Genomic DNA, 25,312 nt, shown 5'->3' with positions numbered 1-25,312 from the left:
AAGTGTCCTCAGAAGAAGGCGTCGACGTCGTCCTGGCTGACGCCCTCGCCACTGAACTGAGGCCCATTCAGCATCAGCTCGCGGGCGCGCTTCTCGGCCGCCGTCTCTTCACCTGCAACGTCGGAAATCCGCAGGATTTTCAGCTTTTCCACCAGGGTGGTGATGCGCTTGTCGAGGGCGTTCAGGGTGGAAACGACCTTGGAAATACGCTGCCCCGTAATGTCCTGGAACGAGCAGGCCTGGAAGATGTCGATCACCTTCTCGCTCACCAGGCCCTGATAGGCCTCGATGTCGGCCGCGTCGGCTCCCATGATCTCCTCGGCCGCCGACATGATGGTGTTGGTCGCCTCCTCGGTCGCCTCGACGATGGCGTCGAGCTCCCGACCGGCGGTGGGGATGTGTTCGTCGCGCATATCGCTGAGACGGAGAAGCGCCAGCTCTTCCTTCATGTTGGCGATTTCGCGGGCCATCTCGCCGAGTTCGGAATAAATGTCGAGGTCCATCGTCTTGAAGAAGGACTGGAAGCTCTCGGCCATCAGTTCGGCAAGCCGCATGACGTCCTCAAGCGACACATCCTCCGACTTGCGACCATTGCGCAGGAAGTCGATGATCTTGGCCACGTGCTCTGAAGACATGTCAGACATCGAAGGGCCTCTTTCTGAGGTGCGCGCCGAGGGTCGCCCAGAAGGGGCGGCGATACGGACATCTCGATCTTGTGATAAATGCAACGGCAACGTTGTGCCTCTCCGGGTCCGCGGTAAGCGGCACATCACCGCTCCGCGTTGTCCCGGTCCGTTCCAGCATCAGTCGCCGAATACGGCTTCGATCTTGCTCTTCAGCGTCGGCGCGTTGAAGGGCTTGACGATGTAGTTGTTGACGCCGGCCTTCTTGGCGGCGATCACATTCTCGGTCTTGGATTCGGCCGTCACCATGATGAATGGCGTCTTCGACAGCGACGAATCCGAACGAACCTGCTTCAGCAACTCGTAGCCGGTCATCGGCTCCATGTTCCAGTCGGAGATGACGAGGCCATAGCGGCGCTCTTTCATCTTGCCGAGGGCTTCGGTCCCGTCAGCCGCCTCATCCACGTCCTCGAAACCGAGCTGCTTCAGGAGGTTCCTGATGATTCGGATCATGGTCTTATAGTCGTCGACCACGAGAACCGGAATCGATGTGTCAAGTGCCATCGTTTACTCCACACTGCCGCGGCGCCACCCGCGCCTCGATGACGAGCTCAATGCACGAGCGGGTGAACGTCCCTGCCGGGGCCCGTGCTTGAAGGAAACCATACAACGGGGACCTGAAAAGTCGGTTAATTCTCATCCCCGTGGCTTTTTCAGCTGTTGCTGTCGAGAGAGACGCTTGATTTACAATTCGTTTTTCCTCTGAATCGTTTTTGTGGCGCTGTTCGGCGGTTTTTTCCTGGGTTTATCGTAAATTTCCCGTCGGCCGATTTACGTTTCGCCAACCATGTCGGAGATTCCCTTAGCTATTGTGTATCTTCTTGGGCGTCGCGAAGGCGCTCCTGTCCCGGCAATTAGCCGCTTGACCTTGCCTGGGGCAGAAGGCACGGTCACGCCGCGCTGCCGAGCCGCTTGACATGCGGCACGATGGCGTTTCCAGCGACAGCAGATTTCAGAGCCCATGCCTCCGTTCCAGTTCGTCGATCGTCAGTCCGTTTCGCCGTCCCTTCGGGGAGGCGCCGTCGCCATCGGCAATTTCGACGGCGTGCATCGCGGCCATCAGGCAGTTCTGGAGGCGGCCCTCACCGTGGGCCGTCAGCGCGGCATTCCCGCCGTCGCCGTCACCTTCGAACCACATCCGCGCGACGTTTTCCGGCCGGAGCATCCGGTGTTCCGCCTGACGCCGGCGCCCGTGAAAGCGCGACTGGTCGAGGCCATGGGTCTCGATGGTCTGGTCTCCATACCATTCTCATCTTCCTTTGCGGCCCAAAGCCCGGAAGAGTTCGTCGAGCGTGTGCTGGTGGACGAGCTCAGCATCCGCCATGTTGTGGTTGGCTGGAACTTTCATTTCGGCCAGGGCCGGCACGGCACGCCGCAAAAGCTTCGCGAGCTCGGCGAGAAGCACGGTTTTTCGGTGGAGGTCATCGCTCCCTTTGAGACCGAGGACGGCTACACTGTTTCCTCGAGCGAAGTGCGCGATCGGCTTGCCGAAGGCGTGTTGGCCGAGGCCGCTGGCCTGCTCGGCTGGCACTGGTTCTTCGAGGGAACCGTCGTCGATGGCGACAAGCGGGGGCGCACCATCGGTTTTCCGACGGCCAATATTCGCCTGCCGTCACAGGTTCGGCTTTCCGAAGGTGTCTATGCGGTTTTTGCCGAGATCGACGGCATTCGTCACGCCGGCGTGGCAAGCTGGGGCCGCCGGCCGACCTTCGACAACGGCGCGCCGGTGTTCGAGACCTTCGTTTTCGACTTTACCGGAGACCTCTACGGCAAGACGATCACCGTTATGCCGATCGCCTATCTCCGCCCCGAACTGAAGTTCGATGGCGTTGCCCCCCTGATCGAACAGATGAATAGAGACGCCGACGAAGGGCGTGCACTGCTCGCCGCCTTCGACGGGTTCACGGCACTCGATCGGGCGCTTTGGCGGGTTTGAGCGCTGCTGACGCAATTGTCCGGTCAGTTGTTTTGACAATAGTCAATTTCTATTTGCGACATCAAAGGTCATTATTAATCAATCGACGCCAACCTGTTCAGACTTCAAGGCGCGAGTCACGAACATGCTTGGTAAAATTCGCATCGGACATCAGATTCTACTTAGTGTGATCATCGCCGGCATCGGCTTTACGGTGATCGCTACGAACCTGCTATACATGGGGCGGCAGGTCGACACCGCGACATCCTCTGCCCGTCTCGGGCGGGAGGTTGGTTCCGACGCAGCAAGCTTTCAACAGCTGATGCTGCAGGTTCGGCGCGCGGAAAAGGACTTTCTCCTGCGGTCGGACAAAACTTATGCCGATCGAAATCTCGCTCAGGTGGCCGAGGCACAGACCGCGCTCGCCGCCCTGCGCAACAAAGCAAGTCCTCTCGACGACAACGAGATCATGACCGCCATCGATGAGATCGGTCATCCGCTCGCTGCCTATCAAACCGCATTCTCCAAGCTAGCGACGACGCGCATCGCCATGGGGCTGACGCCGGATGAAGGGCTCGAGGGTGATCTTCGCAAAAAGGTGCATGATCTTGAGAGCGCCTTCAACGCGCTGCAGGACAAGGACCAGACGATCCGCGTGCTGATGCTTCGCCGCCATGAGAAGGACTTCATGTTGCGGCGGGACGATGCCTCCCTCGACAAACATGCCAAGATGATGGCCGAATTTCTGGCGGCAATTACCGCTGCACCGATCGATGGCGCCTTGAAAGCCAAGCTGACCGACCTTGCCAATGGCTACGGCACATCGTTCAAAGCCTGGTCGACAGCCGCGCGAGACCTGCAAGCTGACCAGCAGACGGTTTCCGACGCCTACGCTGCCCTTGAACCGCTGGTCACCACCGTTACCAAAGTGGCCGCCGACCTCGGCAACAGCCTCGAAGCCAGTGCGGAGGCCACCCGGCGCACCTCTGACCGGCTCACTTATCTCACCATCGTCATCGCTATGCTCACGGCCACTGGTTTTGCGCTGGTTGTCTGGCGTTACGTGTCAAAGTCGCTCGCACGTATCGAGGGATGGATGGGACGCCTATCGTCAGGCGACTATTCAGCCCAGTCGACCGATACGGCAGCCCGCAACGAGATTGGCTCGATGGCCCGCGCCCTGGCAGATTTCAGCGGCAAGCTCGCCGAGGCGGAGCAGTTGCGTCGCGAGGCAGCCGAAGCGGAAATCCGCCGACGCCACGAGAGAGCCGAGGAAATGCGCGCGCTCATGGCAGCTTTCGATTCCAGCGTTGGCGAAATCATCACCACCGTATCATCGGCGGCGCAGGAACTGCAGGCAGCGGCCGGCACGCTCACAGATACGGCTGCCAATACATCGATCAGATCGACCGGCGTCGCCAAGGCAACCGAAGTGATTGCCGAACAAGTGCAGGCTGTGGCGGCGGCATCGGAGGAGCTATCCGCCTCGATCGGCGAAATCGGCCGTGGTATCAACCAGTCGCACCAGATCTCGACACAGGCTGTCGGCGAAGCACGCGAAGCGGCTTCAACGGTCGGCGACCTCGCGGTCACCGCGGAAAAGATTGGCGAAGTCATTCAGCTCATCGACAGCATTGCATCCCAGACCAATCTCCTCGCCCTCAATGCAACGATCGAGGCGGCGCGAGCCGGTGAAGCCGGCCGAGGGTTTGCCATCGTCGCCGCCGAGGTGAAGAATCTGGCCGGCCAGACGTCCGAAGCGACCTCCCAGATCAGCGATCAGGTCACGCGTATCCAGGCGGCGACGGGCAACACGGTGGAGGCTATCCGCCGGGTGTCGGATATCATCGACAAGGTCAACGCGATCGGCGCCTCCATCGCCTCGGCGATCGAAGAGCAGGCCGCGACGACCCGTGAGATCTCGGATCGAATCCATAACGTTGCCACCGAGACCGGACGCACCTCGGTCAGCATTGGCGACGTTCTGATGGCGGCGGAGGAAACCTCCGGCGCTGCGACGCAAGTGCTCGCCTCGTCAGGTGATCTGTCACAGCAGGCGGCCAACCTCTCCTTGAGGGTGCGCCACTTCATTTCCAACGTCGCCGCCGCCTGACAAGGGATGCGCAGCAATTGGCTCGAGACCGGTTCGCCGCCAGAGAAATCTGGCGGCGAACCCTTTATTTCGCCGCGCTTTGTCGCTAGAGCTTCTCGATGAAATCAATGGGCCAGAGCCGGCCGTCCGGTCGGCTTCAACCCCGGTGCGCCGTGACAACATGGGTCGCGCCGTCATTCAGTATTTTCGGTCGGAACAGGCCATGTGCATCCGAACTTTCGGCGCCGCGACGTGCCGGATCAGAGAGCGAATTATCGGCCCGGCCCCGATGAACCGCCGCTAAGGTGGTGGGATCGAGGGACCGGGAGCCAAGCCCTGGCCGATCGCCGGCAATACCGCGCCGGCCATCCTTATTGTTGTTACACCGACGAGACATTCCATGACCGACACGCCCGCCCCGACGTCCGAAGCGACGCCGACCCGCGACTATTCGCCCACGCTCAATCTCCCCGCCACCGACTTTCCGATGCGCGCCGGCCTGCCGGAGAAGGAGCCGAAGCTGATCGCCCGCTGGGACGAGATGAAGCTTTACGAAAAGCTGCGCGAGACCGCCAAGGGACGCGAGAAGTTCGTGCTGCATGACGGCCCTCCCTATGCCAACGGCCACCTGCACATCGGACATGCGCTCAACAAGATCCTGAAGGACATCATCACCCGCTCCAGGCAGATGATGGGCTACGATTCCAACTACGTCCCCGGCTGGGACTGCCATGGCCTGCCGATCGAGTGGAAAGTCGAAGAAGAGTATCGCGCCAAGGGCAAGAATAAGGACGAGGTGCCGATCAACGACTTCCGCGCCGAATGCCGCCAGTATGCCGAGGGCTGGATCAAGATCCAGGCCGAGGAATTCCGCCGGCTGGGTGTCGAGGGGGATTTCAAGCGCCCCTACACCACCATGGCCTTCACCTCGGAGGCGGTGATCGCCACCGAGCTCCTGAAGTTTGCCACGTCCGGCCAGCTCTATCGCGGCTCCAAGCCGGTGATGTGGTCGGTCGTCGAGCGGACGGCGCTCGCCGAGGCCGAAGTCGAATATCAGGACTACCAGTCGGACACCATCTGGGTGAAGTTCCCGGTGACCGCTGGCGCAGCCGAATTCGCTGGCGCATTCGTGGTGATCTGGACGACGACGCCCTGGACGATCCCCGGCAATCGCGCCGTCAGCTACTCGCCGAAGATCGCCTATGGCCTTTATGAAGTGACGGAGGCACCCGAAGGCAATTGGGCCAAGACCGGTGAAAAGTACATTCTTGCCGACGCCTTGGCAGAGGCGGTGTTCAAGCAGGCCAAGGTAACTGGCCATCGCAAGGTGGCGGCCGTTCCGGCGAGCGTGCTCGCTGGCCTCACCTGCGCCCATCCGCTGCGCGGTCTGGACGGCGGCTACACCTTCGATGTCCCCCTCCTCGCCGGCGATCACGTCACGGACGACACTGGCACCGGTTTCGTCCACACCGCTCCCGGCCATGGCCGCGAAGACTTCGAGGTGTGGATGGACTATGGTCGGCAACTGGCGGAGCGCGGCATCTCGACGGCGATCCCCTTCACGGTCGACGACAACGGGTTCCTGACAGATGAGGCACCCGGTCTCGTTGGGCGCCGTGTCATCACCGACAAGGGTGAAAAGGGCGATGCCAATCAGGCGGTGATCGATGCGCTGGCCGCTGCGGGCATGATGGCGGCGCGCGGCCGCCTCAAGCATACCTATCCCCACAGCTGGCGTTCCAAGAAGCCGGTGATCTTCCGCAACACGCCGCAGTGGTTCGTCTACATGGATCGCCCCATCGGCAAGGGACCGGAGGGCGATACGCTGCGTGCTCGTGCGCTCAACGCCATCGACGCCACCACCTTCTATCCGCCCGCCGGCCAGACGCGCTTGCGGTCGATGATCGAAAACCGGCCCGACTGGGTGCTGTCCCGTCAGCGGGCCTGGGGCGTGCCAATCGCCGTCTTCCGCAACACTGAGACCGGCCAGCTCATCCCCGGCCCGGATTTCGCGCATAACGACGCCTATGCCAGCCGCATCCGCGAGGCCTTCCTTGCCGAAGGTGCCGATGCCTGGTTCGCCGATGGCGCCAAGGAACGTTTCCTGGCCGGCTTCGTCAAGGATACGTCCGCCTGGGAACAGGTGCGCGACATCCTCGACGTCTGGTTCGATTCCGGATCGACGCATGAATTCGTGCTGAAAGGCCGCCCCGACCTCAAGTGGCCGGCCGACGTCTACCTCGAGGGCTCGGACCAGCATCGCGGCTGGTTCCATTCATCCCTGCTAGAGTCTTGCGGTGTCAACGGTGTTGCCCCCTACAAGACGGTGGTGACGCACGGCTTCACCATGGCCGAGGACGGCCGCAAGATGTCGAAGTCGCTTGGCAACCAGGTGCAGCCACAGGACGTCATCCGGCAGTCGGGTGCCGACATCCTGCGCCTCTGGGTCGCCTCGACTGACTATTGGGAAGACCAGCGCATCGGCAAGAAGATCCTCGATGCCAACTCCGATGCCTATCGCAAGATCCGCAACACCCTGCGCTGGATGCTCGGCACGCTCGCCCATTACGATGGTGACGCGGTGGCCTATGCCGATCTGCCGGAACTCGAGCGGGTGATGCTGCACAAGCTCGCCGAAGTCGGCGCCCAGGTGGAGGAAGGCTATCGGGAATACGACTTCAAGGCCGTCTTCTCGTCGGTGCTCAACTTCATGAACATCGAACTCTCCGCCTTCTACTTCGACGTTCGCAAGGACGCGCTCTACTGTGATCCGAAGTCGAGCCTGAAGCGTCGTGCGGCACTTCATGTTGTGGCGGTGCTCTATGACCATCTCATCAAGTGGCTGGCGCCGCTGATCCCGTTCACCGCCGAGGAAGCTTGGCTAGAACGGCACCCAGGCGATGCGTCTTCCGTTCACCTCGAGCTTTTCCCGGCGGTTCCGGAAGAATGGACCAACGCGGCGCTCGACGAGAAGTGGGAGAAGGTAAAGCGGGTACGGCGTGCCGTCACCGGCGCACTTGAAATCGAGCGGCGGGAAAAGCGCATCGGCTCGTCTCTCGAAGCGGCGCCGATGGTGCATGTCGAGGACAAGGATCTGCTGGCGGCGCTCGACGGGCTCGACTTTGCCGAGATCTGCATCACCTCGCAGATCGCGGTTACCGACGCACCGGCGCCTGAAGCTGCGTTCCGCCTTGACGACGGCACACCGGTTGCGGTGGTTCCCAAGCTTGCCGAGGGACGCAAATGCGCCCGTTCGTGGAAGATCCTGCCGGAAGTCGGCAGCGATCCTGAGTATCCGGACGTGACGCTTCGTGACGCCCAGGCGCTGCGCGAGCTGGCGGCTGGCGCATGACGGCGGCGTCAAGCAATCTCACGACACGGCGGACGCGGCTTGCCGCGCTCGCCATCGTCTTGTTGACGCTGGTCGTTGACCAGGCGAGCAAATACTGGGTGCTGAACCATACCAGCCTGCCGGACGGCGATCGCATCTCGCTGCTGCCGGTGTTCGATCTCGTTCTGACCTGGAACATGGGTATTTCCTATGGCCTGTTCCAGCAGAATGAGGCCCTGGGACGATGGCTGCTAATCGGGCTCACCGCGTTGGCAACCGTTCTGCTTGCCGTCTGGCTGTGGCGGTCGCGAGACCGGCTGGTGGCCTGTCTGGCGCTGGCGCTGATCATCGGTGGTGCTCTGGGCAACCTCGTCGACCGCGTCGTGTTCGGTGGGGTCATCGACTTCCTCTACCTGCACTACGGTTCTTTTTCCTGGTACGTTTTCAATCTAGCCGACTGCGCCATCGTTGCAGGGGTGGGCGCACTCCTGTATGAGTCTCTGCGCTTGAGGTCATAGTGATGCCTCAAAAGTCGGCTAGGCGCTGACCGGAACAGGGTCTTACTTTGGCGAGGCCCGGCACGAGAGCGAGAGTGACGATATCAATGACCCATCTGCTGACCGGCAAGCGTTGCGCTCTTCTTGCCATAGCCGCTTTGAGTCTCTCTGCCTGCTCGGCGCTGGGCACCTCGGTGGCCGACGACGATCCCGAGACGGAAGTTCCCAACGTGTCGATGGGCCGCGCCGTCATGGAAGGCCTCGGCGCCGTTCCGTCGCGCAAGACAGCCATCAACTATACTCCGCGAGCCCCGCTGGTGGTGCCACCGAACAAGCTGGCTCTCGTGGCTCCGGAAGATCCCAAGCGTCTTGAGTCGAGCGGCACTTGGCCGGAAGACAACGACATCAAGGCGCGCAAGGTTTTGACCGACGCGGCGGCCCGCGAAGCCGGTCGCGACGACAAGGATCTGCTGCCAGCCTCTGAGATGACGGCTATTCGCGTTCCCGATGCAAGGACCGCCGAAGCTTCGGATGCCAGCGTTACGACGAGCGATTCCGACAGGCGGCGTCTTCTCCCAAGTCAGCTCGGCAACATACCGCGCGACAAGTCCACCCGACTCTATGATGCCAATGGCAAGCCGGTGCGCAGGGCGCTGGTCGAGCCGCCGGTGAGCTATCTCGAGCCAGCTCCCGGCGTGCCGGTGACGACCGACGATGGTGCTCCGCCGGAGCAGCAGACGAAGAAGTGGTGGAAGTTCTGGTGAGGCACCGGGGCGCTCCGCGCTCCTAGCCGTAACACCAATATAAAAAAGCCGCGGGTCCCGCGGCTTTTTTCGTTTCACATGAACTTCTTCGGTCTCTTCGCCGATCAGCGACGCGCCGCTCCCGCGCGCTCGCCCCCCGCCTGTGTCGGACGCGCCGGCGCGCTGGCCGAAGCCTGAGCGGCGCCGAGCACTTCCGGCCGCACCTGACGCGGGCTGGAGAACAGGTTGCCCTGCCCGAAGGTGAGACCGTAGTCCAGGAGATCAATCACCTGGGCTTCCTGCTCGACGCGATCGACGATCAGCGTCAGTCCCTGCCTCTGCAGATGCCCGGCCATATCCTCGACATGGATGTCGCCGGTGACCAGCGGGGCCCGGCCGAGCAACCGGTCAGCCGCCACCTTGATCGAGCGGAAGCCAAGATCGGACCAGCGACGGAAATCGGCACGCAGATCGGTGACGTTGTCGATCGAGAAGTGGAAGCCAAGGTCGGCGACTGCCCGAAGGCTCTCGACCTCGAGCGGACCCATCTCAGCGAGCGCATCCTGGCGGAATTCGAACTGTACCAGATCGGCCATGGCTCTGTTCTGACCGAGAAAGCCCTGGAACTCGCGGAAGAAGGCGGACGAGGCGAGGCTTTCCGCCGACAGGTTGATAAAGAGGCCGACATCACTGTTGCGCTGCGTGAGACGCTTCAGGATCTGGAACGACCGGATCACTTGGTAGGTATCGAGCTTGGCAATCAGCCGGCTCTTCTCGGCGACAGGAATGAACTCGGCAGCCGGAATCAGGCCTGAAGCTCCCTTGAGTCGGGTCAGCACCTCATAGGAGCGAACGAGCCGCTGCGGCAGCGTCACCACGGGCTGCAGATGCAACTCGATCTGCTCCTCGCGGATGAGACGCTCTACCTCGCGCTCCAGGGCCGGATCGGTGTCGGGAACGAACAAGGAGTTTTTCATGCTGGCGGAGACGTCACCCCGCCCCTCTCCCGATCGTCCACGACCCTCCTCGAGATAATCGTCGACTCGCACCCGGCGAGACCGCCGTCCGGTGTCCTCAGCTTCCCGGATATGCCGTTCGAGGGCACTAAAGCGCGCATTGACGCCATCGAGGCGGCCATCGACGGTGGATTCCAACTCGGCCAGCGTCTCCGTCACCTGCCGGAGCAGTTCTCCGACAACCTCGACCTCGGCAGCGAGTTCGCCGGTCTGCTCGCGCACCCGGCCCGGCAGCGCCTGCTCCAAGCGATTGAGGCGGGCGGCAATCTTCTCGATCTCGGCTTCGCCGTCGCCGGCGACGGCGGCAAGCTCGGCCAGCCGGCTCTCGATCCAGGCGCGCTCCCGGCGCCGCTCCATCGGCTGCTGCAGGCTGACCATGATCAGCATCAGGCCAATACCGACCACCAGTGCCGAGCCCGCCGACAGGCCGAGCTGGAAATACAGCACCACCGCGGCCGAGGCGGCGATCACGCCCATGGCGATCAGGATCATCGTCGATGACGACCGGTTCATTCGCCTGCCCACTCCAACACGAAACCCACGCAACGAATCACTCAGCATTGTTGCCGTTTTCGTGAGCGGAAGCGAAGACGGACAATGGTTTTCCAAGGGTTTTCAGGGGATTTCGCCAACCGAGAGTGCTTTCGGTGCTCCACGCGATGCTTATCGCCGCCTTGACCGCTGCCGAGCGCCGTCCCATGTTCGACGCGTCTCGTTGGCGGACAGTCGCCGACAAGAAAAAACCGGAGACGAAGCATGCTCGAACTCAACGTCAAAGGCATGATGTGCGGTGGCTGCGCCAGTTCGGTCGAGAAGGCGATCAAACGCGTCGATGCCGACGCCAGCGTCAAGATCGACCTGGCCTCCGGCAAGGTGAGCGTCGAGACCAAAGCCGACGCCAAATCGCTTGGTGAGGCCATCGAAGCCGCCGGCTACGAAGTGGCGGCCTGACGTCGATTCCCGATAGCGCTTCCGATTCCGGTCTCTGAGATGAGGTTGGGAGCGCTCGTTGCGAGCTGGTTTCCTTCGCGAAAAGCTGCCTTGAAAGACGTCTGTGACGTCCTGTTAACGGTTATCAACCCTTTATTTACCATGATCGGGGCAGAGTTCCGCCGTACGCAGTGCAATTTGCAACTGGTTGGCAGGGAACGCTTTCCGATGTCGGTTAGCCCGCGCAGCACATCGACGGTTCGTCTTCTAATCGTCGATGCAGACGTCTCGTCTCGGCGAGTCGTGCGCAAGGCGCTTGAGGCGCGCATCGCTCGGCCGATGTTGATTCTCGAGACTGCCGAGCGTGACGCTGCACGCGTGATGGCCGGCAAGCAGACATTCGACATCATCGCCATCGATTTGGAGACCATCGGCGGTCCCCAGGCCTTTCGAGCGTTCACCGAACAGCTGACGCCCACCACCGTGTATGCCATGGGCGATCCCACCAACGTCCAGGCGGCAGTCGCTTGCGTCCGGGCGGGTGCTGCCGATTTCATCGAGAAGCCGCTCGATGGCAACGCTTTTGCGCGCCGCGTCGAGCGCCAGTTCGTCGAAAGCATTGCCAACGCTGTCGATGAAGCCGATGGCCTCATTGGTTCATCACCGGCAACCCGTGCCCTTTCCGAGCAGATCCTGCGCGTTGCACCGTCGCTCGGGCCGGTGTTCATTTCCGGCGAGGCCGGCAGCGGCAAATCTCTGGTGGCTCGCTCCGTCCATATCCGCTCTCGGCGCCGCAACGGACCGTTCGTCACCATCGACTGTTCACGGACGCCGGTCGATCGGTTGGTGGCCGATCTCTCGGAAGCCGACGGCGCCCTGGCCTCCGCCGACGGCGGGACGCTGTTTCTCGACGAGGTTGGGCATCTTCCGGACCCAGCCCAGCTGGCGCTGATGCGCTTTCTCGATACAGGAGAGATCGCCGGCTTCGATGGAGGCCACCGTCTGTCAGTCCGCATCATCGCCTCATCGCGGCGACCGCTCGATGATCTCAGCGGTCCGGCAGGCCTCCGGCAGGATCTCTACTTCCGCCTCAACGTGCTGACGCTGGCCGTACCGCCGCTCCGGGACCGGACGGAGGACATCCCGCTCCTTGTCGATGCCATGGTGCGGCAGATCAATCGCGATAGCGGCTCCCGTTATACGCGCTTCACAGCCGCTGCCGTGCAGTGCCTTATCGGCCGCGCCTGGCCCGGCAACGTCGCCGAGCTTAGATCGGCGCTCGAAACCTTGATGACGCTCTATCCCGGCGACCTCGTGACAGCCGATATGGTCGTACCGGTGATCGTCGCGCCGGCAGCCATAGCCGCCGCGCCGAGGAAGAAACTGCCAGCCGAGGTCAGGCCACTTTGGATGGAAGAGGCGCGGGTCATCGAGGAGGCGATCACTGCTTTCGACGGCAATATCGCCAAGGCCGCGGCGGCTCTTGAGATCAGCCCGTCGACCATTTATCGCAAGCGCCGCGACATCGAAGATGCGATGGCTGCCCGCAGTGCCTGAGTAGTTCTGCGGAAAGTTTGGCCTGACCTTGGAAACCGGCAAATAGATCAGTAAGATAGTATCGGACCACAATCGCGTTGGCCGCCGGTCTCGGTTGACCTTGTCGGCGAGCTCCCGGCAGATGCTGTTGCGTTTGTGGAAGGGGTCAGATTATTCGCTTGAGCGGCCGCGTTTCGATCCGTCCGATCGGCCGGTGCTCTGGGGGAAGGACAAGCGGTCATGCACGGGTTGCGTTTTCTTGCTGCTTTTTCCGCCTGTGTGATGGCGGCATCCACCGTACTGGCGGGGCCGATCCTCGACGAGGCCAAGACAGCCGAGGCATTGCTGGCCGAGGGCAAGGCGGTGGAAGCGCTGGCGTCGCTGGAAGCGGCCTTCAATACTGCCTGGGACGCCGCACCGCTCGGCTTCTCGGAGGCGACCTTCGTCACCGGCAAGCCGGCCGGCTTCGGCATCTACGACACCCGCCCCAATGCCGTCTTTCAGCCAGACGAGCAAATGCTCGTCTATGCCGAACCCTTCGGCTACGGTTTTGGCAAGGAAGGCGATCTGTTCAAGATCGACTTCTCGGCCGACTTCGAACTCCGCACGCCGCGCGGCCAGATCCTGCATGCACAGGAAGGATTTGCCTCTCTCGACATGGTGTCACGCCGCCGCAACAAGGAGTTCCAGGTCTATATCGTGTATAATTTCAAGGGCCTGAAACCCGGCGATTATGTGCTGGTGACCAAACTCAGCGACCGCAATTCTGAGAAGAAGGGCGAGTTCGAGCTGCCGTTCACGATTGCCGACAAGCCGGCCGGCTGATCTGCCGATGACCGAACAGCCTCTTATTCGGCCCGCCGTCGACGCCGACGGCCTGGGTATTGCCCGATTGATCGCCGCCGTCTTCGGGGAATATGACGGCTGCCCGTTCGTCATGGCCGAGTTCCCCGAACTGGCGGCGCCCGCCAGTCACTATGAAAAGCGAGGCGGGCGGCTGTTGGTGGCCGAAGACAAGGGCATCATCGTCGCCTCCTTTGCCATATCGTCGCCCGATAGAGACGGCGTCTTCGAGCTCAACAAGGTCTATCTCGATCGCGACCGGCGCGGCTCCGGTTTGGCGCAGCGGCTTTATGCGACTGCCATCGAGGAAGTTCTTCGACGCGGCGGACGGACGTTGAAGCTCTGGACCGATACCCGTTTTCTGTCCGGTCATCGGTTCTACGAAAAGCTCGGCTTCGTTCGTCAGCCGGTTGTCCGCTTCCTTGCCGATGCTACCGACGGCTGGGAATTTGCCTATCGACTTGAACTGGATCGCTAAGCGCTGCTTTTCGGGTTGGATGCTGCCACGTTTTGACCTAGAGGCCACTTAGGCATGCCTGCTGACCTTGCCGGGAATACGCCCAAAGCGTAGAAGCCGCGCTCTGGCTGCGCTTTCGCTGCCCTTTCGGAGATGTCATGCAGCCGTCGATGCGCCTGCGGGCGGCAGGCGCCGCCCTCCTTGCCGTCCTCCTGTTCTCCGGGTTGGACGCGTTGGTCAAGGCGACCACCTACGGCACTCCCCTGGCCATGGTCGTCTTCTTGCGCTATGCGGCCGGCCTTATATTCTCTGCAGGATCGGCAGCCGCGCAAGGCCAGATTCAGCCCAGCCGGGCCACTTTCAGGCGCGCGGTCGGCCGGGCATTGGCGGGCCTCTGCTGCGCTATCCTGTTCTTCGGCGCACTCAAGTTGCTGCCCCTCGCGCAGACCGTGGCCCTCACGTTCACTTCGCCCTTTTTCATGGTGTTGATCTCCGCGGCCATGATCGGTGATCCGATGACGCGTCGGTCTCTGTTCGCTGCCGCCTTCGGTTTTCTGGGCGTCGTGATCATGCTGTCGGAGAAGCTGAGCTCGGAGGTTGGCAGCCCTCTCGGCTTTGCCATGGCACTCGCATCAGCTATCGCCTATGCCCTCTCCATGATCATGGCACGCCGCGATACCGCGCATGACAGCGTGCCGCAGATGATCCTGGTTCAGAACCTCATTTGCGCAGCGGTTTCCCTGCCTTTTGCGCTGTATTGGTTCGAACCGTTGCCGGCCAAAACCTTGCTGATGTTCCTGGCGATTGGCGCCCTTGGCACCGGCGGTAACTACGCCATCACCTGGGCCTACAAGCATGCGCCGGCGACGCTGCTCGGCCCCTTCGAGTTCACCGCTCTGATCTGGGCCGTCACATTCGGCCTGATCTTTTTTTCCGAAGTGCCGAGCATCTATACCCTGATCGGCGCCGCCATTATCATTGGCGCCTGTGTCTTGGTCGTACAGCCCACGTCTACGCCCGCCGTGCCCAAGGTGGACGACGCCTGTTCGTAAAACACCGGACCCACCCTTGACAGCCGCGCGCCATGCGCCTATCTCCGGCGCGCTTAGCACTCATCACAGGTGAGTGCTAACAGCAGATATTTTTTGCTGTGGCCTGCGAGGCAAAAGCGCGCTCGCCACAGGCAGTTCAAATAAGGAGCCGAACATGAAGTTCCGTCCCCTGCACGACCGTGTTGTCGTTCGCCGGCTGGAGTCTGAAGAGCGCACCGCTGGTGGCATCATCATCCCGGACACCGCCAAGGAAAAGCCCCAGCAGGGCGAAGTCGTGGCCGTTGGCCCCGGTGCCCGCAATGAGAAGGGCGAACTCATCGCTCTCGACGTCAAGGCTGGCGACAAGGTGCTGTTCGGCAAGTGGTCCGGCACCGAAGTGAAGATCGACGGTCAGGACCTCCTGATCATGAAGGAATCCGACGTGATGGGCATCATCGGCTGATCCGTTCAGTCCGTTTCGTCCTCCGTTAACCTCTCATTTCAAGGAAGAATCCCATGGCTGCCAAGGAAGTCAAATTCGGTTCCGACGCCCGCGAGAAGATGCTGCGCGGCGTGGACATCCTCGCCGATGCCGTCAAGGTCACGCTGGGTCCCAAGGGCCGTAACGTCGTGATCGACAAGTCGTTCGGTGCCCCGCGCATCACCAAGGACGGCGTGACGGTCGCCAAGGAAATCGAGCTTGCCGACAAGTTCGAGAACATGGGCGCTCAGATGGTCCGCGAAGTCGCTTCGAAGACCAACGACAAGGCTGGCGACGGCACCACCACCGCCACCGTTCTGGCCCAGGCCATCATCCGTGAGGGCGCCAAGGCGGTTGCCGCCGGCATGAACCCGATGGACCTCAAGCGCGGTATCGACCTCGCCGTCAGCGAGGCCGTCAAGGACCTCAACGCTCGTTCGAAGAAGATCTCCACCTCGGCCGAAGTCGCCCAGGTCGGCACGATTTCCGCCAACGGCGAGATCGAAATCGGCCAGATGATCGCCGATGCCATGCAGAAGGTCGGCAACGAGGGTGTCATCACCGTCGAGGAAGCCAAGACCGCCGAGACCGAGCTCGAAGTCGTCGAAGGCATGCAGTTCGACCGTGGCTACCTCAGCCCCTACTTCGTAACCAACGCCGAGAAGATGGTCGCCGATCTCGACGATCCGTACATTCTCATCCACGAGAAGAAGCTCTCCAACCTGCAGGCCCTGCTGCCGGTGCTCGAGGCTGTCGTCCAGTCGTCGCGTCCGCTGCTGATCGTTGCCGAGGACGTCGAGGGCGAAGCCCTTGCCACGCTCGTCGTCAACAAGCTGCGCGGTGGCCTGAAGATCGCCGCCGTCAAGGCGCCGGGCTTCGGTGATCGCCGCAAGGCCATGCTCGAGGACATCGCCATCCTGACCGGTGGCCAGGTGATCTCGGAAGATCTCGGCATCAAGCTCGAGAACGTCACGCTCGCCATGCTCGGCCATGCCAAGCGCGTGTCGATCTCCAAGGAAAACACCACGATCGTCGACGGCGCTGGCGCCAAGGCCGACATCGAGGCCCGCGTTGCCCAGATCAAGGCGCAGATCGAGGAGACCACCTCGGACTACGACCGCGAGAAGCTGCAGGAGCGTCTGGCCAAGCTCGCCGGTGGCGTTGCCGTCATCCGCGTCGGTGGCTCGACCGAAGTCGAAGTCAAGGAAAAGAAGGACCGCGTCGACGACGCGCTGAACGCCACCCGCGCTGCCGTTGAAGCCGGCATCGTCCCGGGCGGTGGTACGGCTCTCCTGCGCGCCAAGGCCGCCGTTGCCAAGCTCTCGTCCGACAACCTCGACATCGAGCGCGGCATCAAGATCGTTCTCGCCGCCCTTGAGGCGCCGATCCGTCAGATCGCCGTCAACGCCGGCGTCGAAGGTTCGGTCGTCGTCTCCAAGGTGCTCGAGAAGGGCGATACCTTCGGTTTCGACGCCCAGAACGAGACCTATGTCGACATGATCCAGGCCGGCATTATCGATCCGACCAAGGTCGTGCGTACGGCTCTGCAGGACGCTGCCTCGGTTGCTGGCCTGCTGGTCACCACCGAAGCCATGGTCGCCGAGCTTCCGCGCAAGGAAGCTGCTCCGGCCATGCCGGGCGGCGGCATGGGCGGCATGGACTTCTGATCTAAAAGATCTGAACGTCCATAAAAGCCGCCCATCACTAAAGGTGGTTCAAGTCGGCAACAGCCGACTTGAGCTGGCGGCATGGACTTCTGATCTAAAAGATCTGAAGCTCAACATGGGGCGTCGCGAAAGCGGCGCCCTTTCTTTTTGTCTGCCAAGACCCTCGCCTTACAAAAGCTTCATCCGCTCCGCCGCAATGTCGCCGCGATCGGGACGTGCTGTCACGTCAAGAAAATTGGCGGGGTCCTTGCCGAGGACAATGAATTTCATTGTAACCGTGGCGGGATTCTGCGTCAGTTCATCGAACAATTCGCCGTTCCGGGGACACCTGATGAAAGCACTCTTAGCGACGCTCGCACTGGCCTGGCGCCTCGCCGTTCCTTATTTCAAGGAAAAGCAGCAAGGCGAGCTGGCCTTCCGATGGTTCAAGATCCACCTGCAGGAGCGCTGGATCGCCCTCAGCCTTCTCGGCATCATTCTGGCCATCAACGTCGCCCAGGTCTATCTCAACGTCCAGTACAACGCCTGGAACAACCGCTTCTATACGGCGATGCAGGACCGCAACGGACCTGTCTTTTGGTACGAGCTTGGCTTCTTTACGATTATCGCGTTCTTGCTGATCGCTTCAGGCGTGATCGAGATCTATCTAACCAGTTGGCTGCGTATCCGCTGGCGCGACTGGATGACCCAGCGCTTCATCAACCGTTGGCTGGCCAACTCAAACCATTACCGTCTCAAGACGAGCTACGGGAAGACCGACAACCCCGACCAGCGTATCGCCGAAGACATCAGCGATTTCATAACCACCACGCTCAGTATCTTCGTTCAGGTCTTCAACACCGTTCTGACGCTCTATGCCTTCAGCAGGGTGTTGTGGGCCATATCTTCAGCTTTTCCCTATTCGATCGGCGGCTTCAACTTTTCGACCATTCCCGGCTACCTCGTTTGGGCTGCCGTTCTCTATTCGATCTTCGGAACCTATCTCACCCATCTCATCGGTCGGCCGCTGATCAAGCTGAACTTCCAGCAGCAGCATTTCGAAGCCGACTTCCGCTATTCCATGATGCGGCTGCGCGAGAACTCCGAGGAGATCGCGCTTCTCAAGGGAGAGCCTGCCGAGAAAAAGGTGTTCGGAAACGCCTTCCAACGGATTGTTGCCAACTGGTACCGCCTGATGGATGCCAACCGGAATCTGCGGACGTTCACCAGTTTCTACGATCAGTTCTCGGTCGTCTTCCCCTTCCTGATGCTGGCGCCGGCCTATTTTATTGCTGGCTCCACCATGCAGCTCGGCGTTCTTATGCAGACGTCACAAGCCTTTGGGCAGGTCCAGGGTAACTTCTCGATCTTCGTCACGCTTTACGGGGCGATTGCCAACTGGAAGGCTGTTCTGGACCGCCTTACCAGCTTCCAACAGGCCATGTCGGCCGCCGAAGTAGACGCAGCCCAGCCGGGCGTTGCCCTCAAGCCGGTCGGAGGGGACGCCATTGTCGCCGATGGAACTGTCGTCGCGCTGCCCGATGGACGGCCGTTGGTTCGCCTCGATGGCGCCAGCTTCGAAAAAGGCGATGCCGTTCTCATTTCCGGCCCATCCGGAATCGGCAAGACCTCGGTGTTCCGCGCGTTGGCCGGAATCTGGCCGTTCGGCAGTGGCGAGTTCGGCATTCCCAGCAACGCCCGGGTGATGGTGTTGCCGCAGACCGCCTATTTGCCGCTCGGCACGCTCCGCGAGGCGCTGGCCTACCCGAATCCAGTCGAGACATATGGTGATGCGGACGTCCGCGACGTCCTGTCCGCCGTCGGGTTGGGCGCGTTCATCGATCGGCTCGATGATCTTTCGGAAGGCACCAATCTCGCCAGCCGCCTCTCCGGTGGCGAACAGCAACGGGTGGCCATTGCCCGAGCGATTCTGGCAAAACCGGACTTCCTGTTGCTCGATGAGGCAACGGCCTCGCTCGATGAGACCTCGGAAGCGGCTCTCTACCAGTTGCTGCGAGACCGCTTGCCGCAGGCAGCCATCATCTCGATCGGTCATCGCTCGTCGCTCCGCGCCCTTCACGACGACCTCATCGAACTTCGTAAGCAGGACGGCGGACCAGCCATCCTCGGCCGGGCGACGCCAATCGCCGTCGGTTGATCGGGCCGACTTTCTGAACACCAAACGGCAAGAAGCGACGCATTGTTTCCTTGGCGGGAACAATGCGTCGCTTTTTTCATGTCTATGCCGATGAAGGCTGCGTAGCTATACGGACAGCAACGGCGTCAGGCGATGCCGCCCACCTCTCGTTTGTGGAGTCTCCGATATGGACAGCATCAAGGCCCCGGCTTTGCTCGCCGGACGCATTCTTCTCTCTATCCTCTTCATCACCTCCGGCTGGGGCAAGATTGTCGGTTATGCCGGCACTGCGGGCTACATGGAGGCCATGGGCGTGCCGTCCATCCTGCTGCCGCTGGTCATCCTGACCGAGTTCGTTGGTGGCCTCGCCATCCTGGTCGGTTTTCAGACTCGCATCGCCGCCTTCCTGCTGGCCGGCTTCTGCGTCATCTCCGGCTATCTGTTCCATTACAAGGCGATCAGTGGCACCGCCGGCCAGGAAATGATGGACATGATGAACTGGCTGGGCTTCATGAAGAACATCACCATTGCCGGTGGTTTCCTCGCGCTGCTCGGCGCCGGTGCCGGTGCGCTGTCGGCCGACGCCAAGCTCGGCAAGGCCTGATCAGACAATACAACCGAGGGGGCGACGAAAGGTCCGGACAGACCGCTTCGCCTTGCCCTTTCGGCGCTTATCGATTACTTGAAAACCCGCGCGCCTCGCTCGCGGGTTTTCGCGCGTTTTGGCCTGTTACGGCCGCTATTCCAGGGCACAAGACTGATGTCGGATTATCTCAAGGCGCGCCTGCCGCGCGGTCTCGTCGATCGTACCCCCGCCGAACTCAAGGCGACTGAGGCCATGATCGAGACCATCCGACATACCTACGAACTCTACGGTTTCGAGCCGGTGGAAACGCCGCTGATCGAGTATACCGACGCGCTCGGCAAGTTCCTGCCCGATCAGGACCGCCCGAACGAAGGCGTTTTCTCTTTCCAGGACGACGATGAACAGTGGCTGTCGCTCCGCTACGACCTGACGGCGCCGCTCGCTCGCTTCTACGCCGAGAACCATGAGAAGCTGCCGAAACCCTATCGCAGCTACCGCAACGGCTGGGTGTTCCGTAACGAGAAGCCCGGCCCCGGCCGCTTCCGCCAGTTCATGCAGTTCGACGCCGACACGGTCGGCGCGCCGTCGGTGGCCGCCGATGCCGAGATCTGCATGATGATGGCCGACACCATGGAGGCGCTTGGTCTCAGCAAGAGCCAGTTCGTCGTTCGCGTCAACAATCGCAAGGTGCTGGACGGGGTGATGGAAGTCATCGGTCTCGCCGGCGATGACAAAGCCGGGACGCGTCTCACCGTGCTGCGGGCCATCGACAAGCTCGACAAGATCGGCTCATCGGGCGTGCGCGACCTCTTGGGTGCTGGCCGCTGGGAGAATCCCGAGGAGAAGTCCGGCGACTTCACCAAGGGCGCTGGCCTTCCCTCTGAGGCGGCAGACGTCGTGCTCGCTTTCGTGGCGAGCGGCGCCGACAACGCGGCCGATACCGTTGCCAATCTCGGCAAACTGGTCACCGGCAGTACTCGCGGCAGCGAGGGCGTCGAGGAACTGAAGCTGATCGCCAACCTGGTTGACGCGGCTGGATATGCCGACCGGGTGAAGATCGACCCGTCGGTGGTGCGCGGCCTCGAATATTACACTGGCCCGGTGTTCGAAGCGGAGCTCACCTTCGAAGTAACCGGTGACGACGGCCGTCCCGTTCGCTTCGGATCGGTGGGTGGTGGCGGCCGCTACGACGGTCTCGTCGGCCGCTTCCTGAAGGAACCGGTGCCGGCCACCGGTTTCTCGATCGGCGTCTCCCGTCTGATGGCGGCGCTCCGGACGCTCGGCAAGATGGGTGTCGATAAGGTCAGCGGCCCCGTCTGCGTCCTGGTCATGGACAAGGGACCGGACGCGCTCGCCGGCTATCAGAAGATGGTGGCCGAGCTGCGTGCCGCCGGCATTGCCGCCGAAATGTATCTCGGCGCCTCCGGCATGAAGGCGCAGATGAAATACGCCGACCGGCGCAATGCGCCCTGCGTCATCATCGAAGGCTCCAACGAACGTGACGCCGGTATCGTGCAGATCAAGGATCTGGCGCTCGGCAAGGAGCTGTCGGCCGGCATCACCGACAACGCCGAGTGGCGCGCCTCGCGTCCCGCCCAGAAGGAGGTCGCCCGTGCTGACCTCGTGGCCGAAGTCAGGGCGATCGTCGAGGCAGCGGGAGGCGCGGCATGACCGACGCCATCCAGATTGCCCTCGACAGTTTCAAGGTGGCTGGGTTCACTGCTGTCGATGTGCCGGTTCTGCTGCCGATGGAGGACTTCGTCCGCATCTCCGGCGAGGAATTTCGACGCCGCATTTTCGTGACCTCGTCGAACGCCGGTCATGACTGGTGCCTGCGCCCCGAGTTTACCATTCCTGTGGTGCGCACCATGCTGGCTGCTGAGCCTGTCGGTGGCCGCTTCTGCTACTCCGGCCGGGTATTCCGGAACGGCAGGCCCGGTGAGGCCGACGAGGTGTGGCAGGTGGGCGGCGAAATTCTCGGCGACCACGATCCGGTGGCAACGGACGCTGCCGCGCTTGCCCATGCCGTGGCGATTACCGCCGCCTGCGGCGCATCCCGTCAGCGCATCATCATTGGCGATGTGGCATTGTTCTCAGCGCTGCTGGCCGCCCTCGACATTCCACCGGCCTGGCGTGCCCGCCTTACCACCCTATTCGGTGAGCCGGAAAAGATCGCCGACACACTGGCGCGCCTCGAGCAGCGGCGTTTCGGCTTCCCCAGCTTTGCCGCCCATGCTGAGATCATTGAAGCGCTCTCGGCCTTCCCGGCCGAGAAGGTCGGCCAGCTGTTCGCCGATATCCTGTCGATTGCTGGTGTGAAGACGGTCGGCGGCCGCACCACCGGCGAAATCGCCGAGCGGGTGCTGGAGCAGGCGATGCTCGCCGCCTCCGATGGCGTACCGGCGGAAACCATTGCAGCGATCGCTGAGTTCATGTCGATGCAGGACGAGAAGGGTGGCGATCTTTCCATCGCCGATGGCGTTCTCCGTCTCGAGGCGCTGTCGAGCCGCATCGGCGATCGCCCACCGTTCCGCGCTGCCGTCGATCGCTTCAAGGCGCGCGTCGCGGCGATCGCCGCGCTCGGCGTCGATCTCACGACGCTGCACTATGCCGCCGGCTTCGGCCGCCGCCTCGGCTATTACGACGGCTTCGTGTTCGATATTCACGATGCAACGCGCGTCGAGGTGGGACAGGTCAGCGGCGGCGGCCGCTATGACGGCCTAGTCCGCCACTTCAAGGCTGCAGAGACCGTCAAGGCGGTCGGCTTCGCCGTCTGGCCCGAGCGCTTCCGGAGGGCGTCATGACCGAACCCCTAATCGTTGCCGTGCCGTCCAAAGGCCGGCTGCAGGAACAGACGCTCGCCTTCTTCGAACGATCGGGGCTCCCGATCCGACAGGCGCGCGGCGCGCGCGACTATTTCGGCACCATCGACGGGCTGAAGAACGTCGAGGTGCAATTCCGCTCGGCCTCCGAGATTGCCCGCGAGATTGGCGCCGGCAACGTGCACCTCGCGGTGACCGGCATCGACCTGTTGCACGAGACGCTGGGCGGCGACGACGGCGCGCGAGTGGTTGCCGAGGAAGCCCCCTACCCGGCGCATATCGTGACGCGGCTCGGCTTTGGCCGTGCCGATGTCGTGGTGGCCGTGCCGCAGGCCTGGCTCGACGTGCAGACGATGGCCGACCTTGCCGACGTCGCCGCCCGTTTCCGCCTGAAGCACTACCGGCCGATGCGCGTCGCCACGAAATACGTCGCCCTGACCCGGCGCTTCCTGACTGCCCACGGGGTGCACGACTACCTAATTGTCGAGAGCCCTGGTGCCACCGAGGGAGCACCGGCTGCCGGGACCGCCGAACTGATCGTCGACATCACCTCGACGGGCCAGACGCTGGTCGAAAACGGCCTCAAGATCGTTGATGACGGCGTCATCATGCGGTCGGAGGCAGCGCTCGCCGCCTCGCTTGCCGCCTCCTGGACGGACGCTGCCCGCACGGCCTGTCGGGGCATGCTCACCCGCATCGCCGCCGATGATCGGGCGCGGTCGGTGCGGCGTATCGACGCCGTCATGCAGCCATCGTCGGTGCTGCCCGAGGAGCTCAGAGCGCGCACCGACCTGACACTGCTATCGCTGCACGATGAAGGGCTCAGCCTTCTGGCGCCGAAGGCACGCGCGCAAGCGGAAGCCGAGGCGCTGATCGCTCGTGGCGCGACGACGGCCGTGGTTTCGTCGGTGGAGTATGTCTTCGAAGCGAAGAACGCCCTCTACGAGACGCTCGAAGCGAAAATCAGCCGATAACCGATGGGCGCGGGAGGCCCCGCCTCCCACGCGATCGCTTATCTCGGTCGGATGAAGGCGGCCCGATCCCTTTCGACGGCCTCGCGAATGTCGCATCCCTCAAGGTGATCGTTGACGAGGCCCATCGCCTGCATGAAGGCATAGACGGTGGTCGGGCCGACAAAGCTCCAGCCGCGTTTCCTGAGCTCCTTGGAGAGTGCCGTCGATTCGGCCGTCTTCGGCTGAATGTCCTTCATGGTGAAAATCGCCGGCCGGTTTGCCGGATCGGGTTCGAAGCGCCAGACAAAGGCCGCCAGCGACCCGGCCTCCGCCTGCAATTCCAGGGCACAGCGAGCATTGTTGACGGTCGAGACGATCTTGCCGCGATGTCGAACGATGCCGGCATCACCCACCAGCCGCTCAACGTCGGTGTCGGTGAAGGACGCAACGGTGGGAATGTCGAAGCCGGCGAAAGCGGCGCGAAAGTTCTCGCGCTTCCTGAGTATGGTGATCCACGCCAAGCCCGACTGGAACCCTTCGAGACAGAGTTTTTCGAAAAGACGCGTGTCGTTTGCGACCGGCCTGCCCCATTCCTCGTCGTGGTAGCGGCGATAAAGCGGATCGCCGCCCGCCCAGAAGCAGCGTTTGATGCCGTCTTCGCCCGTGGTGATGCCGTCCATGCCTTCGCCCCCCATCAAGATAGCCGGGCGACCCTAGCGGCGCCTGCCGTCATGAACTGGCAGTAGCAAAAAGGCGGTCGGGTTCCGACCGCCTGGCAATCATGACCTGGATTGCGGTTAAGCGAACAGCGCGTCGATGTCGTCCTGGCTGGCGCAATCGGCGGTCGGCAGCGCCGGTCCGTTGAGCAGCGCGGCGTCGCCAACACGGCGCAAGGAATCGTCCGCTTCGATCGAGTTGAAGGCTTCCATGCCGCCCCAGATCTCCATCATGCGGTTGACGCGATCTTCAATGAAGCGAAGCACGTTGACCACCTTGGTTATGCGCTGTCCGGTGAGATCCTGGAAATTGCAGGCCTCGTAGATGGCGAGCACACGCTCCTGGATGTCGGCCGCCATTTGCTCCTGCTCACCCTTGAGGTGGGCGACGAGGTTATTGGCGTCCTCGTCGATTTTCTCTACCGCCGACAGGATGCTTTCGGTCGCCTGTTCAGTCCCTTCCACCACGGCGTCCAGCTCGTCGGTGACGCGGCTCATATCCTCGCCTTTGAAGCCCGACACATGAAGGCTGGCGATTTCCTGCTTGGTGCGAGAAATCGCTTCCTGAATGGTGTCCATTTCGCTCTTAAGCTTGTAGGCCTCGGTGAACTGCTTCTGATAGTCGGCGATGATGTCCTTGCTGATCTCCTGCTGCGGTTTGACCAGCTTCTTGATCTCGTTGAGCTCGCGAAGGATCACGTCGGCACCTATGCCGCTTGCCGGCTCAGACACCGCGCCGACGCCAAGCATAGCTTCGATACGATAAGCCTTGCGAGCCAACGCCATATTCCACTCCTCGCATCCGCGGTCGGATAGGGTCGCCAAGAATAGACGCCGCCGCTGAATGTCTTAACTCTAGGGCGAGGCGGTTAACAACGCGTATGCCTGGCGCAAGCT

23 protein-coding genes are annotated in these 25,312 nt (G+C 62.2%); 17 read left to right on the top strand and 6 right to left on the bottom strand.

Annotated elements, in window-relative coordinates:
* Positions 1-8: 8 nt before the first annotated feature.
* Together G522_RS0109935 and G522_RS0109930 are read right to left on the bottom strand one after the other, a co-directional pair.
* The gene (locus G522_RS0109935) at positions 9-644 is read right to left on the bottom strand and encodes a protein phosphatase CheZ (RefSeq protein ID WP_210162910.1); all 636 of its coding nucleotides are present in this window, start codon (positions 642-644) and stop codon (positions 9-11) included.
* Positions 645-803: 159 nt separating this feature from the next.
* On the bottom strand, positions 804-1,187 hold the full coding sequence (locus G522_RS0109930; protein ID WP_026782148.1) for a response regulator: 384 nt from the start codon (positions 1,185-1,187) through the stop codon (positions 804-806).
* Between the two features lie 457 nt (positions 1,188-1,644).
* Here G522_RS0109930 and G522_RS0109925 point away from each other — a divergent pair, with 457 nt between their 5' ends.
* From G522_RS0109925 to G522_RS0109905, 5 genes are all read left to right on the top strand, one after another.
* Positions 1,645-2,619, top strand: coding sequence for a bifunctional riboflavin kinase/FAD synthetase (locus tag G522_RS0109925; RefSeq protein ID WP_026790901.1), 975 nt, complete (start codon positions 1,645-1,647; stop codon positions 2,617-2,619).
* Between the two features lie 124 nt (positions 2,620-2,743).
* Positions 2,744-4,711, top strand: coding sequence for a methyl-accepting chemotaxis protein (locus G522_RS26360; protein WP_051228499.1), 1,968 nt, complete (start codon positions 2,744-2,746; stop codon positions 4,709-4,711).
* A 379-nt stretch (positions 4,712-5,090) separates the two neighbouring features.
* Positions 5,091-8,042: an isoleucine--tRNA ligase gene (gene ileS, locus G522_RS0109915; protein WP_026790900.1), complete on the top strand. Its 2,952-nt coding sequence runs from the start codon at positions 5,091-5,093 to the stop codon at positions 8,040-8,042.
* Positions 8,039-8,539: a signal peptidase II gene (gene lspA, locus G522_RS0109910; protein ID WP_026790899.1), complete on the top strand. Its 501-nt coding sequence runs from the start codon at positions 8,039-8,041 to the stop codon at positions 8,537-8,539. Before ileS ends, lspA begins: the two co-directional genes overlap by 4 nt.
* 86 nt (positions 8,540-8,625) lie before the next feature.
* Positions 8,626-9,282, top strand: coding sequence for a hypothetical protein (locus tag G522_RS0109905; protein WP_026790898.1), 657 nt, complete (start codon positions 8,626-8,628; stop codon positions 9,280-9,282).
* Between the two features lie 104 nt (positions 9,283-9,386).
* On the opposite strand, the gene G522_RS28940 is transcribed toward G522_RS0109905, so the two are convergent.
* The gene (locus G522_RS28940) at positions 9,387-10,790 is read right to left on the bottom strand and encodes an EAL domain-containing protein (RefSeq protein ID WP_051228498.1); all 1,404 of its coding nucleotides are present in this window, start codon (positions 10,788-10,790) and stop codon (positions 9,387-9,389) included.
* 243 nt (positions 10,791-11,033) lie between these two features.
* Here G522_RS28940 and G522_RS0109895 point away from each other — a divergent pair, with 243 nt between their 5' ends.
* The 7 genes from G522_RS0109895 to groL all read left to right on the top strand — a co-directional run bounded on the left by G522_RS0109895 (position 11,034) and on the right by groL (position 17,222).
* Complete coding sequence (locus G522_RS0109895; RefSeq protein WP_026790897.1) at positions 11,034-11,228, top strand: heavy-metal-associated domain-containing protein; 195 nt, start codon at positions 11,034-11,036, stop codon at positions 11,226-11,228.
* A 207-nt stretch (positions 11,229-11,435) separates the two neighbouring features.
* Positions 11,436-12,764, top strand: coding sequence for a sigma-54-dependent transcriptional regulator (locus G522_RS26350; protein ID WP_026790896.1), 1,329 nt, complete (start codon positions 11,436-11,438; stop codon positions 12,762-12,764).
* 219 nt (positions 12,765-12,983) lie between these two features.
* A complete protein-coding gene (locus G522_RS0109885) occupies positions 12,984-13,568 on the top strand; it encodes a hypothetical protein (protein WP_026790895.1) in 585 nt (194 codons plus the stop codon).
* Positions 13,569-13,575: 7 nt separating this feature from the next.
* On the top strand, positions 13,576-14,064 hold the full coding sequence (locus G522_RS0109880) for a GNAT family N-acetyltransferase (RefSeq protein WP_026790894.1): 489 nt from the start codon (positions 13,576-13,578) through the stop codon (positions 14,062-14,064).
* Positions 14,065-14,213: 149 nt separating this feature from the next.
* Positions 14,214-15,095 carry a DMT family transporter gene (locus G522_RS0109875; RefSeq protein WP_169453500.1) on the top strand — a complete coding sequence of 294 codons (882 nt, stop codon included), beginning with the start codon at positions 14,214-14,216 and terminating at the stop codon, positions 15,093-15,095.
* 154 nt (positions 15,096-15,249) lie between these two features.
* On the top strand, positions 15,250-15,537 hold the full coding sequence (gene groES / locus G522_RS0109870) for a co-chaperone GroES (RefSeq protein ID WP_026790892.1): 288 nt from the start codon (positions 15,250-15,252) through the stop codon (positions 15,535-15,537).
* 53 nt (positions 15,538-15,590) lie between these two features.
* Positions 15,591-17,222, top strand: a complete 1,632-nt coding sequence (gene groL / locus G522_RS0109865) for a chaperonin GroEL (RefSeq protein ID WP_026790891.1) — start codon at positions 15,591-15,593, stop codon at positions 17,220-17,222.
* Positions 17,223-17,390: 168 nt separating this feature from the next.
* On the opposite strand, the gene G522_RS30265 is transcribed toward groL, so the two are convergent.
* The gene (locus G522_RS30265) at positions 17,391-17,531 is read right to left on the bottom strand and encodes a hypothetical protein (protein WP_169453499.1); all 141 of its coding nucleotides are present in this window, start codon (positions 17,529-17,531) and stop codon (positions 17,391-17,393) included.
* Between the two features lie 22 nt (positions 17,532-17,553).
* Between G522_RS30265 and G522_RS0109855 the strand changes: the two genes are divergently transcribed.
* The 5 genes from G522_RS0109855 to hisG all read left to right on the top strand — a co-directional run bounded on the left by G522_RS0109855 (position 17,554) and on the right by hisG (position 23,720).
* Positions 17,554-19,359, top strand: coding sequence for an ABC transporter ATP-binding protein/permease (locus G522_RS0109855; RefSeq protein ID WP_026790890.1), 1,806 nt, complete (start codon positions 17,554-17,556; stop codon positions 19,357-19,359).
* Positions 19,360-19,525: 166 nt separating this feature from the next.
* Entirely contained in the window at positions 19,526-19,942 is a 417-nt protein-coding gene (locus tag G522_RS0109850) for a DoxX family protein (protein ID WP_026790889.1), read from the top strand.
* Positions 19,943-20,098: 156 nt separating this feature from the next.
* Positions 20,099-21,595, top strand: coding sequence for a histidine--tRNA ligase (gene hisS, locus G522_RS0109845; RefSeq protein WP_036838813.1), 1,497 nt, complete (start codon positions 20,099-20,101; stop codon positions 21,593-21,595).
* Complete coding sequence (locus G522_RS26345) at positions 21,592-22,728, top strand: ATP phosphoribosyltransferase regulatory subunit (protein WP_036838808.1); 1,137 nt, start codon at positions 21,592-21,594, stop codon at positions 22,726-22,728. The genes hisS and G522_RS26345 overlap by 4 nt, the downstream gene beginning before the upstream one ends.
* Positions 22,725-23,720: an ATP phosphoribosyltransferase gene (gene hisG / locus G522_RS0109835; protein WP_026790887.1), complete on the top strand. Its 996-nt coding sequence runs from the start codon at positions 22,725-22,727 to the stop codon at positions 23,718-23,720. Before G522_RS26345 ends, hisG begins: the two co-directional genes overlap by 4 nt.
* 38 nt (positions 23,721-23,758) lie before the next feature.
* Here the strand turns inward: hisG and G522_RS0109830 are convergent, their stop codons facing one another.
* Both G522_RS0109830 and G522_RS0109825 read right to left on the bottom strand, forming a co-directional pair.
* A complete protein-coding gene (locus G522_RS0109830; protein ID WP_156886896.1) occupies positions 23,759-24,379 on the bottom strand; it encodes a DNA-3-methyladenine glycosylase I in 621 nt (206 codons plus the stop codon).
* A gap of 117 nt (positions 24,380-24,496) precedes the next feature.
* Positions 24,497-25,201 carry a protein phosphatase CheZ gene (locus G522_RS0109825; RefSeq protein WP_026790885.1) on the bottom strand — a complete coding sequence of 235 codons (705 nt, stop codon included), beginning with the start codon at positions 25,199-25,201 and terminating at the stop codon, positions 24,497-24,499.
* Positions 25,202-25,312: the final 111 nt, after the last annotated feature.

Origin of the sequence: Pleomorphomonas oryzae DSM 16300 (assembly GCF_000422965.1) — a bacterium.
GTDB classification, from domain to species: Bacteria; Pseudomonadota; Alphaproteobacteria; order Rhizobiales; family Pleomorphomonadaceae; genus Pleomorphomonas; species Pleomorphomonas oryzae.
Note: the sequence above shows the minus strand (reverse complement) of the source record. Positions and strands in the feature narration are given on the sequence as shown.